Source organism: Streptosporangium roseum DSM 43021, from assembly GCF_000024865.1.
Taxonomy (GTDB): Bacteria; Actinomycetota; Actinomycetes; order Streptosporangiales; family Streptosporangiaceae; genus Streptosporangium; species Streptosporangium roseum.
Genome location: NC_013595.1, coordinates 8728371 through 8741382, shown reverse-complemented (window position 1 = coordinate 8741382; position 13012 = coordinate 8728371). Strand labels below are relative to the sequence as shown.

Genomic DNA, 13012 nt, shown 5'->3' with positions numbered 1-13012 from the left:
GCAGGCTGCTTCACGGCCTGCTCCCGGTGAGGCGGCGCAGGGCGTCGAGCTCCGCGGGAGTGGGGGGAGTGGTCTCGCGCAGGTCGGGGGCCGTGGCGAGGTCCCATCCGGTGGCCGCGCGGGCCTGGTCGAGGGTGACGCCGGGGTGCAGGTGGGTGACGACCAGCTCGCAGCTCGTCGGGTCGGGCTCCAGGATCGCCAGGTCGGTGATGACGGTGCGGGGGCCGCCGCCGCGCAGGCCGAGGCGTTCCCGGTCGCCGGGGCCGGAGCCGAACCCGACGGAGGTGACGAAGTCCACGCGGTCGACGAACGCGCGGCGGCTCTGCCGTACGATCACGGTCACCTCGCGGCAGGAGGCGGCGATCTCGGGGGCCCCGCCCGCGCCGGGGAGGCGGACCCGAGGGTTGGCGTAGGGGCCGATCACGGTGGTGTTGATGTTGGCGAACCGGTCGATCTGGGCGGCGCCGAGGAAGCCGACGTCGATGCGGCCCGGCTGGAGCCAGTAGTTGAAGATCTCCGGCACGCTCACGACGGCGTCGGCGGTGTCGGCCAGCACGCCGTCCCCGATGGACAGGGGCGGCAGGTCCGGCCGGGCGCCGATGGTCCCCGACTCGTAGATGAGCACGAGGTCGGGGGCGTGGGTGCCACGGGCGAGGTTGGCGGCGGTGCTGGGCAGGCCGATGCCCACGAAGCACGACCGGCCGTCACGCAGCCGCCTGGCCGCCGCCACGGTCATCATCTCGTCGGAGGTGTAGGCCGCGGTCACCGGCGGGCCTCCGCGCCGGCGAGGACGTGCTCTTCCATCCAGGCGGTGAAGGTCTCGCGGCTACGGCTGATCTCGTCCCAGGCGAGGTAGAAACCGTTGTCCCGGGTGGAGTAGCCGGCGCTGTAGGAGGGGTGGGAACCGCCGGGGACCTCGGAGACGTGGGTGATCGCCCAGCCGGGCAGCACGATCGCGCCGGGACGGGGCTCCAGCTCCTCGACCATCTCCTCCACGGTGACCAGCGAGCGTCGCGCCGCCAGGAGTGCCTCCTTCTGCACCCCGGTGATCCCCCAGAGCTGCACGTTGCCCCGCCGGTCGGCGCGCTGCGCGTGCACGACGGCGACGTCGGGGTTGATCGCGGGGACGGCGGTGAGCTCCTCGCCGGTGAACGGGCAGGTGATCGGCCTGACCGTGGCGGTGTGGCCGGGCAGGTCGGTGCCCCGGTAGCCGCGCAGCACCGCGAAGGGCAGCCCGGACGCGCCGGCGACGTAGGCGTTGGCGATGCCCGCGTGGCTGTGCTCCTCGATCTCCAGCGGCGCGGGCCAGCGGTTCTGCACCGCGTCGCGGAAGCGGTGCAGCGACCCCACCCCCGGGTTGCCGCCCCAGGAGAAGACCAGCCGCCGGGCGCAGCCCATCCCGATCATCTGGTCGTAGATCAGGTCGGGGGTCATCCGGATCAGCGTGAGGTCGCGGCGCCCCTGCCGGATGATCTCGTGTCCGGCCGCGTAGGGGATCAGGTGGGTGAAGCCCTCCAGCGCCACACTGTCGCCGTCGTGCACGAGATCCGCCACCGCGTCGGCGAGCGAAGTCACCGTGGCCATCGCACCCCCTCATGTGTATGTTCGTCATGCGGACAAACGTTCTGCATGCGAACATAGTGACCCTGCCCGAGGCAGGTCAATCTCTGGACCGCCACGTCGTGACGGCCCAGGGCTCCCGAAGCTCCGGCGAGGGGCGAGGTGGCGATGAGGTGAATCTCAGCCTGGCGAACTCCCCCCGTCCGCTGTCATCCGTGACCGGCGACGTGAGATCGTCCGGTCGAGAAGGACGGCCGGCACGATGGCCGCTGCCAGGCCGGCGCCGATCCATGTGACGGAGATGATGCCCGCGCCGGCGTTCAGGGCGGCCCCGGCGAGCGCCGGGACGAGGCTGATGCCGAGCTGGAACGCGGAGACGGTGGTGGCCCCGGCGAGTGTCGGCGCCTCCGACGCGATGGTGAACACCCGCGCGTAGATGGCCGGGTTCAGCACGAATCCGGCGATCCCGAGAAGCAGGACGAGGGGGACCACGGCCAGCGCATGCCGGGCGAGGACCGCGAGCAGGACAGAAGCGGCCAGAATCCCGATCGCCCCGATCAGGAGCGCGTGAAAGGGCCGCCGATCGGCGATCCTGCCTCCGACGGACAGGCCGATGAAGGCGCCGGCGCCGAACAGCGCGAGGATCGCGGGGACCCAGACGCCGGGAACGCCGGTGATGTCGGTCAGGAACGACGCGAGGTAGTTGAACGAGATCATGTAGGCGGCGGTGCTCAGGATGGTGACGGCGTACACGACCCACAGTTGCGGTTGCCTCATGGTGCGGAGCTCGCGCCTTACGCTGGGCTTCTCTCCCGCGTCTGTCGCGGGCATCGCGAGCAGGCTCAAGACCGCGCCGGCGGCGGTCAGGGCTGCCACGCCCCAGAATCCGCCCCGCCATCCCGTGAAGTAGCTGAGCAGTGCCCCTGCCGGGCCGCCGGCGATCATCGCGAGGCTGAGCCCGCTGACGACGACTCCGGAGGCGCGTGCGGTGCGGTCGGGCGTGACAAGGCCGATCGCGGTGACCGCCGCGACCGCCCAGTACCCCGCGTAGGCGAGGCCGCAGACGAAGCGGGTGGCCAGCAGCACCGTGTAGTCGTCGGTCAGAAGGCCGATGGTCACCGAGGCGGCGAAGATGGCTTGAGTGCTCACCAGCGTGGTCCGCCGCGGCCAGCGCAGCGTCATGATGGCCAGGGGAGGCCCTCCGACGACGACACCGATGGCGAATACCGAGATCAGCGCGCCGGCGGAGGACAACGTGATCCGGAGGTCGTCCGCGACCGCCGGCAGGACCCCGGCCAGCAAGAACTCCGCGCTGCCCATCGCGAACAGGCTCAACGCCAGCAGGTAGACGCCGAACGGCAGCCTCCCGCGAGCGGCCGGTGCCCGCCGCTGTGCGGTTTCGACGCTCACCGGCCATCACCCCGCACCGCTACGGCGGCAGAGGCGCGGTGCTGTTCGACGGCGCGATCGACGTCCTCGTCCAGCAGATCGGTGTTCATGGCGAAGGCGGCGGCGGACCCCATGCCGGCGGCGGTGATGACCTGGGCGCGCGGGTCGATGACGTTACCGGCGGCCCAGACGCCGGCGACGCCGGTCCGGCCGGTGCGGTCGGTGGTGACCCAGCCGTTGTCGCCCTTGTCGCAGCCCAGGCGGGTCAGCAGCTCGTCGCGCGGCACCATGCGGGGGAAGAGGAAGGCGGCGGCACGCGGGACGGCCCGGCCGTCGGCGAGCTCGATGCCGTGCAACCGGTCGCCGTCGACGACCAGCCGCTTGATCTCGCCCTCGACGATGCGCAGGCCGCGCGCCTCCAGCCGCTCCCGATCCTGCGCCGTCAGCTCAAGGGCGTGCGGGAAGAAGACGACGTCGTCGCTCCACGCCCGTAGGAGCAGCGCCTGGTGCACCGCGCCCGGATGGGTGCCGAGAACGGCGAGAGGCCGGTCACGGACTTCGTAGCCGTGGCAGTAGGGGCAGTGCAGGAGATCCTTGCCCCACCGTTCACGCACGCCCGGGATGTCGGGCAGTTCGTCGCGCAGCCCGGTCGCGACCAGGACGCGGCGGGCCCTGATCACCGGCCCGCCGACCATGCGGACGTGGTAGCCCTCGTCGATCTGCTCCACCCGGCCCTGGATGAGCCGGACGCCGTACCGGGCGACCTCGGCGCGGCCGAGTTCGAGCAGCATCGCCGGGGGCAGGCCGTCGCGGGACAGAAAGCCGTGCATATGCGCGGCGGGCGCGTTGCGCGGCTCGCCGGCGTCTATCACCGCTACCTTGCGGCGGGCCCGCCCCAGGATTAGGGCGGCATTCAGGCCGGCCGCTCCGGCGCCGACCACCACCACGTCGTAATCCTCATCGCCGGCGGCGTGCGGCGCGCCGCCGTTCTGGTCGTTCGTCGCCTTGATCATGGCGATCACCTCCGGGCCCGATGGTGCGCCGCCTCGTGGCGAATCGACAACTTTCGTTGCCATTTCTGGGACGCAGGAGGTGGAATGAGGGCATGGACGAGCAATCCCCGATCGCGGCCACGCTGGCCCAGGTCGGTTCCCGCCTCAAGCGCATCCGCACCCAGCGCGGCATAAGCCTGTCGGCGCTGGCCGAAGCCACCGGCATATCCAAGAGCACGCTGTCGAGGCTGGAGACGGGCCAGCGCCGCCCGAGCCTGGAACTCCTGCTGCCCATCGCGCAGGCCCACCAGGTGCCGCTGGACGAACTGGTCGGAGCGCCGGAGGTCGGTGACCCGCGGATCCGCAGCAAGCCCAGCGTCCGCAACGGCCGTACGGTGATCCCCCTGACCGTCCATCCCGGGGCCCTGCAAGCCTGGAAATCGATCATCCCGGCCGAGCAGAACCGGCCCGAGCCGGTCACGCACGAGGGCTACGAGTGGCTGTATGTCCTGTCCGGGCGCATGCGGCTCATCGTGGCCGGTCACGACCTGATCATGGGACCGGGTGAGGCCGCCGAGTTCGACACCCGCCTGCCGCACTGGTTCGGCCCCACGGGCGAGTCTCCCGTGGAGGTCCTCAACCTGTTCGGCCGCCAGGGAGAACGCATACACGTCCGCGCCAGGCCTCTCTCCCGAGAGGAGCCGGCGTCCTGAGCGGAAGAACGGGCCGGCCTCCGGCGGCGCCGGCGTCTTCTGGTCGCCGTTGTCGGGGCTGTGGGAAGGTGGGGCAATGACTGATCGGGGACTCAGGTTGTCGCGAGTCCTGCTGATCGCGGGGTTCGTGCTGGCCTCGCTCAACCTGAGGCCCGCGCTGGCCGGGGTCTCCCCGGTGCTGAGCGAGATCATGGCCGACCTCGGGCTGAGCGCGGCCGGCGGCGGGGCGATCACCACGGTGATGGTGGTCTGCCTGGGCGTGCTGGCCCCGCTCGCCCCGCTGCTGGCCCGCCGGTTCGGCCTGGACCGGACGCTGCTGGCCGGGCTGCTGATCCTGGCCGCCGGGGTGGCGCTGCGCGCCGCAGGGAGCGTCCCGGCCCTCTACGCGGGGGCGGCCGTCGCCGGTACGGCCATCGCCATCATGAACGTGGTGATGCCCGCCGTCGTCAAGCAGCACTTCCCCTCCAAGGTCGGCCTGTTCACCTCGGTGTACGTCTCCGGCCTCGTGCTGGGCGCCGCCGCCGCGTCCGGGCTGACGGTGCCGCTGGAGCGCGCCGGCGGGTACGGCTGGCGCGAGGTGACCGCGATGGCCGCCGTCCCGGCCGTGGCGGCGGCCGTGCTCTGGCTGCCCCAGGCGCTGCGGCGCCCGGCGCGCGGGGGAGCCGCGCCCCGGTCCTTCCGCGCGGTGCTGGGCAGCCGGACGACCTGGGCCGTCACCGCCTACATGGGCCTCCAGTCGCTGACCTTCTACATCATGCTCGCCTGGGTTCCCACGATCTTCCGCGACGCGGGGCTCCCCGCCGACCAGGCGGGCTACATGCTCGGCCTGACCAACCTCGCGCAGATCGCCGCCACGCTCACGGTCCCGGTCCTCGCGGGCAGGGTCCGGTCGCAGGTGCCGCACGTGACGGTCGCGGCCGTGCTCACCATCGTGGGATACGTCGGCGTGCTGGTCGCGCCGGCCACCGTCCCCTGGCTGTGGATGGTCGTTCTCGGCCTGGGGCAGGGCGCCTCGATCGCGCTCGCCCTGCTGATCATCGCGCTCCGCGCCCCCGACCCCGCCTCGGTCACCGCGCTGTCGGCCGTCGCCCAGTCCGCCGGATACGTGCTGGCGGCGCTCGGCCCCTTCCTGATCGGCGTGCTCCGCCAGAGCTCGGGCGGCTGGACGCTGCCGCTGCTGGCCGGGCTCGGCGCGTGCGGGCTGCAACTGGTCGCCGGGTTCCTGGCAGGCCGCCCGGTGGCCACCGCCGCGGAGAGGGCGCGGGCCGCCACCGTCACGGAACGGGGCTGAGCTTCCGCCCGTGGCGCCGGCCGTCCTCGTGAGCGGTACCGTCGCGGTTGTGCTGCAACAACCCGAACCTGCGACGGCCGATCGCCGTGAGCGCGGACCCATCGTCATCGGCCATCGCGGCGCCAGCGCGCACCGGCCCGAGCACACGCTGCTCTCCTACGAGACAGCGATCGCGCTCGGCGCCGACTACATCGAGCCCGACCTGGTCTCCACCAAGGACCACGTGCTGGTCGCCAGGCACGAGAACGAGATCTCCGGCACCACCGACGTCGGCGGCCACCCCGAGTTCGCGGACCGCCGTACGACCAAGACGGTCGACGGGCGCCCGGTGACCGGCTGGTTCACCGAGGACTTCACCCTCGCCGAGCTGAGGACGCTCAGGGCCGAGGAGCGCATCCCGGACCTGCGCCCGGACAACACCGTCTTCAACGGCATCGACCGGATCCCGACCTTCGAGGAGATCGTCCGGCTCGCGCAGCGCCACGGTGTCGGCGTCTACCCCGAGACCAAGCACCCCGGCTACTTCGCCTCCATCGGGCTCCCGCTGGAGGAGCCGCTGCTGGAGGTGCTCGCCCGGTACGGCTGGCGCGGGCGGCGCGACCCGGTCTTCATCCAGTCGTTCGAGACCGCCAACCTGCGTGAGCTCAGGACGAGGACCCGGCTGCCGCTGATCCAGCTCATCACCGCCACCGGCGCGCCGTACGACTGGACGGCGGCCGGAGACCCGCGCACCTACGACACCATGGTCACCCCCGAGGGGCTGCGCGAGGTGGCGGGCTACGCGGACGGCATCGGCGTGGACACCCGGCGGATCGTCCCGGCCGGGCCCGACGGCCGTCTCCTGCCGCCCACCACGCTCGTCGGCGACGCCCACCGGGCAGGCCTGAAGGTCCACACCTGGACCGTCAGGAACGAGAACTCCCACCTCCCGGTGGACTTCCGGCTCGGCGACCCGGCCAATCCCGCCTTCCCCCGCGCCACGGGCGATGTGATGGGCTGGCTGGAGAAGCTGTACCTGCTCGGCCTGGACGGCGTCTTCGCCGACGACCCGGGCATGGCCCGGGCCGTCAGGGAGCGGGTGCTCTAGCGGAGCCGGTACGGCTCCCGCGGGGCGGGTCGGCTGTTGTGCCCCTTCGGTCGCCGGATTCGATCAGAACCTCTCTGACCGAATCCGGCAACACCCGGGGCCGCCTCGCTGTCAAATCCCCGGTGGAGGCGGGTCGTCTCTAGGCGACGGCGACCTCGGCCTCGTCCATGGGGCGCAGCTCGTCGGCGTAGCTGACCGAGGCACGGCGCATCACGCCGCTGTCGCTGATGGAGTACTGGCCCAGGCGCCACAGCGGCGGCGAGTAGGCGTGGATGGAGACGCTGCCGTCCACCGCGCCGGTCAGCCGGTGGATGTGGTCGGGGCCGAAGGAGAACGACTCGCCCTCCGAGACGACGGTCTGCACGTGCTCGCCGCCGATGCGCGGGTTGCACTCCAGCAGCGTCCCCGCGACCACCCGGACCGCGCCGGAGGAGATGTCGTGGTCGTGCCAGCCGGTGTCGTCCTCCGGCCGCCAGCACAGCAGCCAGATGTCGACATAGGCGTCCCGGTAGAGGGAGGCGTAGTGGCGGCCCCCCTCCTCGGGGAAGTCCACCTGGTCCTCCCACCGGGACGGGTCGGCGGCCAGCTCGTTGACCAGGTCGCGGAGCTCGCGCCGGTCGAGGGCGCGGGCGGGCAGTGCTTCGTAGCTCATCGCCGGCCTCCTGGAGGCGCACAGCGCCCACGGCCCTGGGACTGGTTCACGTTCACTTGCGCGACTCCTTTCGGTTCAACAGACGGCTGGGATTGGTGACCGCGACGGCGTGCCGTGCGGCGTCGCCGAGCGCGGGGTCGGGGGCCCTGGCGTAGGGCTCGTCGGATCCGTTGACCACGACGTCGATGCCGAGCTCGCGGACGATCGCGTCGATGGCGCGCGGGCCGTAGGAGGAGGTCTCCAGGAACATGTCGGGATCCACCAGGCCCCGGCCCTCGCCGCTGCGGTTGATCAGCCGCTCGGAGTGGAGCGGCGCCAGCCCGGCCAGCAGTGCGAAGCAGACCCGAAGCCCGGGGTGGCGGGGACGGCCGAAGGTGGAGAAGGCGTACCAGGAGGCGTGCATCTGCTGCACGTACGGCACGACGGCGGGCCACCAGCCGGGTCCCCCGGGCTCGGCGGCGGGGCCGGGGTGCACGAAGAGCGGCAGGTCGCGCTCGGCGAGCACGTCGAGCAGCGGGGCGACCCTCGCGAGGTCCTCACCGGTCCGTACGGCCGTCGCGGGCAGCTGGAGCCCGGCGAACCCCTGGTCGAGGGCCTTGGCGAGCCTGGCGGGGTCGATGTCGACGAGACAGGTCGCGGCCCAGGCCCCGAACGGGGCCGGCAGGGCGAGGGCGTCCTCGTGGTAGGCGTCGATGATCGGCCAGGCGTCCTCGGGCGGCAGCGACTCGATGCCGAGCGGGCTGGACAGTGAGACCAGGGCCAGGTCGAGTCCCTCGTTCAGCGCCAGGCGGCCGGTGAGGTCGTGGTCGCCGGGGTCGACCTCGTAGGCGGGCTCGCCGTACAGGTGGAGGGTCCAGCCGTCGAGGCGCGGAGGGGCGGTGCGGCGCCGGAGCGCGTCGATGAGCGCGGGCGTCCACAGGTGCTGGTGCACGTCGACGGTCATTTTCCCTCCTCCCTTCGTGGTATTCCCTACCTAGAATATAGGTAACCGGTCTGACCTTACTACGTTTCCGGGTGACACGTTTCAGTGAACCGTTTCAGTGAACCGTTTCACCTTATGTGTGTCAATGCCCTGAATCGCCGCGATATAGCGGAGACCACCCCATGGAAGGGGGAGAGGCATAGGCTGGCCGGATGCCCCAGCCCCGGAAACGAGCGACGATACGCGAGGTGGCGAAGGCCACCGGCCTTTCCCCGGCCTCGGTCTCGTATGCCCTCCGAGGCATGCAGGTCTCCGAGGAGACCATCGAACGGGTGCGCCGGGTCGCCGCCGAGCTCGGCTACGAGGCCGACCCCATCGCTCGCGCGCTGGCCAGCGGCCGTACCGGGATGATCGGCCTGCTCTGCGGCTCCCTTGAGGACCTCTGGCAGCAGGCCCTGGCCGTCGGCATCGGCCGGGCGCTGAAGGACAACGACCGCTACGCGCTGATCCTGGACGCCACGGGCGACCCGTCACGGGAGCGCACGCTGGCCAGGCAGCTCCGTGACCAGCGGGTGGACGCCCTGATCGTGCAGCCGGTGGACCCGGCGGCGCCGCTCTGGGCCGAGCTGTGCGAAAGCCTGCCGGTGGTCTCGATCGGCGACTCCCTGGCCGGGGCGAGTACGGCGGGAGAGGTCGTGTTCGACAACCGCGCCGGCGTGACCCTGGCGCTGGAGCACATGCGCGACCGGGGGCACCGGCGCGTCGCCGTCCTCACCCCGACCCGGGCCAGCACCCCCGACCGCCCCGCCGACGTGCACGTCCTGGCCGAGGCGGGCCGGCTGGGACTGGACATCGAGGTGGTCACCGCGCCCCAGGCGCTGGTGGCCGCCACGGACGTCGCCCGGCGGATGCTCGCCGGCGGGCACCGGGCGTTCTTCTGCTTCGCCGACTCGATCGCCTACGGGGTGTACGCGGCGTCGGCCGAACAGGGCCTGCGGATCCCCTTCGACGTCTCCGTGATGGGCTACGACGACCACCCGATGTCGGGGCTGCTCAGCCCCGGGCTGACCACGGTCGACTGGGACATCGACGGCATCGTCCGCGCGGCCGTCCGCCTGGTGGTGGCCGCCGCCGACGGCAACACCCGCCGCCGCCGGATCGTCCAGGCCCCCGAGCTCCGCGAACGCGGCTCGGTGGGCTGACCCGAGACCCCGCCCGCGCCGCCCGCCGTGCGGGAGCCCTGTCGCTACGCCAGGGTCTCGGCTGCCAGGTGGGGGCTCGGTCCATCGGGTGAGGGGGCCGGCGGCCCGGCGAGGCCGGGCGGCGGCCCGTCCGGCACCGGGAACCCCGCCCCGGCGTGTGGCCGGTAGGTCAGGCCGGGCAGCAGCCCGCGTGCGGTGTCGAGGTCGGTGTCGAGAGGACGGTCGGCCGTCCGCAGGTCCAGGCCGACGTCGCAGGGGAGGCCGCGCTGGCGCAGCGCCCGGACCGCCGCGACCAGCTCGCAGGCCAGGACCGTTTCGAGCGGTTCGAGGGCGGAGAGGGTGGACCGCGCGGCCTGCGGGGTGAAGCTCGCGTGGTCCTCGGTCCCCAGGGAGAGCACGGCGGTGCCGAGGGTGACCGGGGCGGCGAGCTGGCGGAGGTCGGCCAGGGCCGAGTGGGCGACGTATTCCAGGATCATCACGCCGGACAGGCCGGGGCGCTCGGCGAGGAAGGGCAGCAGCCCGGTGTGGGCGGGGTCGGTCAGGGTGGCGAGCCTGGCGGCGCTCAGCGAGGCGGCCTGGACGAGGGCGGCCCTGAGGGCGTCGAGGGCGAGCGCGATCCGGGCCGAGTGAAAGTTGCCGTTGTGCCAGGCCCGGCCGTCGGCGATCAGCGGGTTCTCCGGGGCGGTGTTCAGCTCCTCGGTGACGGCCCGCTCCGCCCGGTCGAGGGCGTCGAGGGCGGCGCCGTGGACCTGGGGGAGGGCGCGGTAGCCGTACGGGTCCTGGACCCGTCGCGGGGTGGTGGCGCCGATCAGGGCGCGGAGCCCGGCCGCGACCGCCGCCTGGTCCGGCCTGCGCTGCACGGCCTGCGCGAGCGGTTCGAGCGAGGCGTCGATCGCCCGGAAGGAGTGGGCCGCGACGGCCGTCGCGGCGGTGAGGATGATTCTCAGGCGGTGGCAGGCCAGAGCCGCGTCCGCAAGGGTCGCCGCCCCGGAGCTGATGAAGGGGAGGGCGTCGCTGGAGGCCAGCGCGAACCGGGGCGCGACGCCGTCTCCCGGTCCGGAGGGCGGTGTCCAGGGGATCTCACCGAGGAGGCAGAGGGCGGTGGTGGCCAGCGCGGTGAGGTCGCCGGTCCCGATGGCGCCGTAGGTGCGGATCGGGGGAGTGAAACCCCGGTTGACGGCGGCGGCGAGAACGGGGAGGAGGCCGGGGTTGAGGCCGGAGCCGCCGGTGAGGAGCTGGTTGAGGCGGACCACGAGGGTGGCGCGGGCGCGCGGTTCGCCGATCAGGGGTCCGGCGCCGCCGGCGTGGCTGCGCAGCAGGTCGAGGCCGGTGGCCTCGACCGTGACGTCCTTGTTGGCGCCCACCCCGGTGGTCTGGCCGTACAGCGGGCCGCTGAGGGAGCGGGCCGTCCGCCAGGCGGCCTCGGCGTGTTCGGCGGAGCCCAGCAGGATCCCGGAACCGTGTGCGGCCCGGTGGACCTGCTCGCAGGTCAGGTGGGCGCCGTCAAGGACAACCGTCATCGGGTCAGTCGCCGAACACCAGGTCGAGCAGCCAGCTCACCAGACCGACGATGATCGCGCCCCAGAACGCGGCCCAGAAGCCGTCCACGTGGAAGGGCAGGTGGACCTGGGCGGCGATCCAGCTCGTGAGCAGCAGCAGGCCGGCGTTCACGACCAGCGCGAACAGGCCGAGGGTGAGCACGTAGAAGGCGCAGCCGAAGGTCTTGATGATCGGCTTGAGGACCGTGTTGATGACGCCGAACAGCAGGGCGACCGCGAGGAGCGTGCCGATCTGCTTGGTGGTGGTCTCGGTGGTCACCGTGATGCCGGCCACGAGCTGGGTGGCCACCCAGAGGGCGGCTGCCACAGCCAGGATCTTGATGATGATTTTCACGTTTGCGCATCCTCGCATGGGAGATCGGACGAGCGATAGATCCACACTGTTAAATGCGGATATATCAGGACACTGAACACTTCGCGACCATGGTGGCCGCCGGGACTGTGGTGTGCCGGGGCGGAGGCGCGGAGAGCCTCCTTCCGTGACCCTGTGTAGTTGGAAAGGGTAAAGGTTTCATGGCGGCCCACCGCTCCCCCCGTGGCGGGGGAATGGCTCCCGGGAAGAGCGTGTGCCGCCCCAGGAAGGCTTCATCATGTCCAACGACACGTCCAACGGCTCCGGTTCCGCCGGCCGTACGGCATCGCGGGAGATCCGGCTCGCCTCGCGGCCTTCCGGCTGGCCGACGGGGGAGAACTTCGAACTGGCGGAGGTGGAGCCGCCCGCTCCCGCCGACGGCCAGGTCCTCGTCCGCAACCTCTACATGAGCGTCGATCCGTACATGCGAGGACGCATGAACGACGCCAAGTCCTACACCCCGCCCTTCGAGCTCGGCAGGCCCCTGGAGGGCGCCGCCGTCGGCGAGGTCGTCGAGTCGCGCGCGCCCGGCCTCGCCGCCGGCGATCTCGTCCTGCACGGGTACGGCTGGCGGGAGTACGCCGTCGTCGACGCCGGTCAGGTCAGCAAGGTCGAACAGATCCCCGGAGTGCCGCTCTCCGCCTACCTCGGCGTGCTCGGCATGCCCGGTCTGACCGCCTACGTGGGCCTGCTCGACATCGCCGCGTTCAAGGCGGGCGACGCGGTGTTCGTCTCCGGCGCGGCCGGCGCGGTCGGAAGCCTGGCCGGGCAGATCGCCCGCCTGAAGGGCGCCTCCCGGGTCGTGGGCAGCGCCGGCTCGCAGGAGAAGATCTCCTACCTGACCGGGAAGCTCGGCTTCGACGCCGCCTTCAACTACAAGACGGCCCCCGTCCGCAAGCAGCTCGCCCAGGTGGCCCCCGACGGGATCGACGTCTACTTCGACAACGTCGGCGGCGACCACCTGGAGGCGGCCCTCGACGCCTTCAAGGACTACGGGCGGGTCGCGATGTGCGGGGCGATCTCCGTCTACAACGCCGCCGAGCCGGTCCCCGGCCCGAGCAACCTGTTCCTGGCCGTCGGCAAGCGGCTCACCCTGCGCGGGTTCATCGTGACCGACCATTTCGACCGCATGCCCGACATGGTCGCCGAGGTGGGCGCCTGGCTCCGTGACGGCGAGATCACTTTCGAGGAGACCGTCGTCGACGGCCTGGAGAACGCTCCCAGGGCGTTCATCGACATGCTCCGCGGAGCGAACACCGGGAAGATGGTTGTCCGGTTGGTCCACTGATCGTG

General features: G+C 72.1%; 13 protein-coding genes. 5 read left to right on the top strand and 8 right to left on the bottom strand.

The features are described 5' to 3' along the window. Nucleotides 1-10: 10 nt before the first annotated feature. From SROS_RS38220 to SROS_RS38205, 4 genes are all read right to left on the bottom strand, one after another. A complete protein-coding gene (locus SROS_RS38220) occupies nucleotides 11-739 on the bottom strand; it encodes a CoA-transferase subunit beta (protein WP_043657779.1) in 729 nt (242 codons plus the stop codon). Nucleotides 740-762: 23 nt separating this feature from the next. Beyond that, nucleotides 763-1584 carry a CoA transferase subunit A gene (locus tag SROS_RS38215; protein WP_012894314.1) on the bottom strand — a complete coding sequence of 274 codons (822 nt, stop codon included), beginning with the start codon at nucleotides 1582-1584 and terminating at the stop codon, nucleotides 763-765. Nucleotides 1585-1740: 156 nt separating this feature from the next. Further along, a complete protein-coding gene (locus SROS_RS38210) occupies nucleotides 1741-2970 on the bottom strand; it encodes a Cmx/CmrA family chloramphenicol efflux MFS transporter (RefSeq protein WP_012894313.1) in 1230 nt (409 codons plus the stop codon). Continuing rightward, nucleotides 2967-3962 carry an NAD(P)/FAD-dependent oxidoreductase gene (locus SROS_RS38205; protein WP_012894312.1) on the bottom strand — a complete coding sequence of 332 codons (996 nt, stop codon included), beginning with the start codon at nucleotides 3960-3962 and terminating at the stop codon, nucleotides 2967-2969. Before SROS_RS38205 ends, SROS_RS38210 begins: the two co-directional genes overlap by 4 nt. Before the next feature lie 92 nt (nucleotides 3963-4054). Between SROS_RS38205 and SROS_RS38200 the strand changes: the two genes are divergently transcribed. The 3 genes from SROS_RS38200 (at nucleotide 4055) to SROS_RS38190 (ending at nucleotide 7032) form a co-directional block, all read left to right on the top strand. Further along, nucleotides 4055-4654 carry a helix-turn-helix domain-containing protein gene (locus SROS_RS38200; RefSeq protein ID WP_012894311.1) on the top strand — a complete coding sequence of 200 codons (600 nt, stop codon included), beginning with the start codon at nucleotides 4055-4057 and terminating at the stop codon, nucleotides 4652-4654. A 76-nt stretch (nucleotides 4655-4730) separates the two neighbouring features. Then, nucleotides 4731-5945, top strand: coding sequence for a CynX/NimT family MFS transporter (locus SROS_RS38195; RefSeq protein WP_012894310.1), 1215 nt, complete (start codon nucleotides 4731-4733; stop codon nucleotides 5943-5945). Between the two features lie 49 nt (nucleotides 5946-5994). Beyond that, on the top strand, nucleotides 5995-7032 hold the full coding sequence (locus SROS_RS38190) for a glycerophosphodiester phosphodiesterase (protein ID WP_245564432.1): 1038 nt from the start codon (nucleotides 5995-5997) through the stop codon (nucleotides 7030-7032). Between the two features lie 139 nt (nucleotides 7033-7171). On the opposite strand, the gene SROS_RS38185 is transcribed toward SROS_RS38190, so the two are convergent. Both SROS_RS38185 and SROS_RS38180 read right to left on the bottom strand, forming a co-directional pair. Further along, a complete protein-coding gene (locus SROS_RS38185) occupies nucleotides 7172-7684 on the bottom strand; it encodes a cysteine dioxygenase (RefSeq protein WP_012894308.1) in 513 nt (170 codons plus the stop codon). A 52-nt stretch (nucleotides 7685-7736) separates the two neighbouring features. Further along, complete coding sequence (locus SROS_RS38180; protein WP_012894307.1) at nucleotides 7737-8627, bottom strand: amidohydrolase family protein; 891 nt, start codon at nucleotides 8625-8627, stop codon at nucleotides 7737-7739. 191 nt (nucleotides 8628-8818) lie between these two features. Between SROS_RS38180 and SROS_RS38175 the strand changes: the two genes are divergently transcribed. After that, nucleotides 8819-9808 (top strand): LacI family DNA-binding transcriptional regulator, encoded by a 990-nt coding sequence (locus tag SROS_RS38175; protein ID WP_012894306.1) that lies wholly within the window; start codon nucleotides 8819-8821, stop codon nucleotides 9806-9808. A gap of 44 nt (nucleotides 9809-9852) precedes the next feature. Here SROS_RS38175 and SROS_RS38170 read toward each other — a convergent pair whose 3' ends face one another. Both SROS_RS38170 and SROS_RS38165 read right to left on the bottom strand, forming a co-directional pair. Beyond that, nucleotides 9853-11328 (bottom strand): aromatic amino acid lyase, encoded by a 1476-nt coding sequence (locus SROS_RS38170; RefSeq protein ID WP_012894305.1) that lies wholly within the window; start codon nucleotides 11326-11328, stop codon nucleotides 9853-9855. Between the two features lie 4 nt (nucleotides 11329-11332). After that, entirely contained in the window at nucleotides 11333-11701 is a 369-nt protein-coding gene (locus SROS_RS38165) for a phage holin family protein (protein ID WP_012894304.1), read from the bottom strand. Nucleotides 11702-11957: 256 nt separating this feature from the next. On the opposite strand from SROS_RS38165, the gene SROS_RS38160 reads away from it, so the two are divergent. After that, complete coding sequence (locus SROS_RS38160) at nucleotides 11958-13007, top strand: NADP-dependent oxidoreductase (protein WP_012894303.1); 1050 nt, start codon at nucleotides 11958-11960, stop codon at nucleotides 13005-13007. Nucleotides 13008-13012 lie beyond the last annotated feature (5 nt).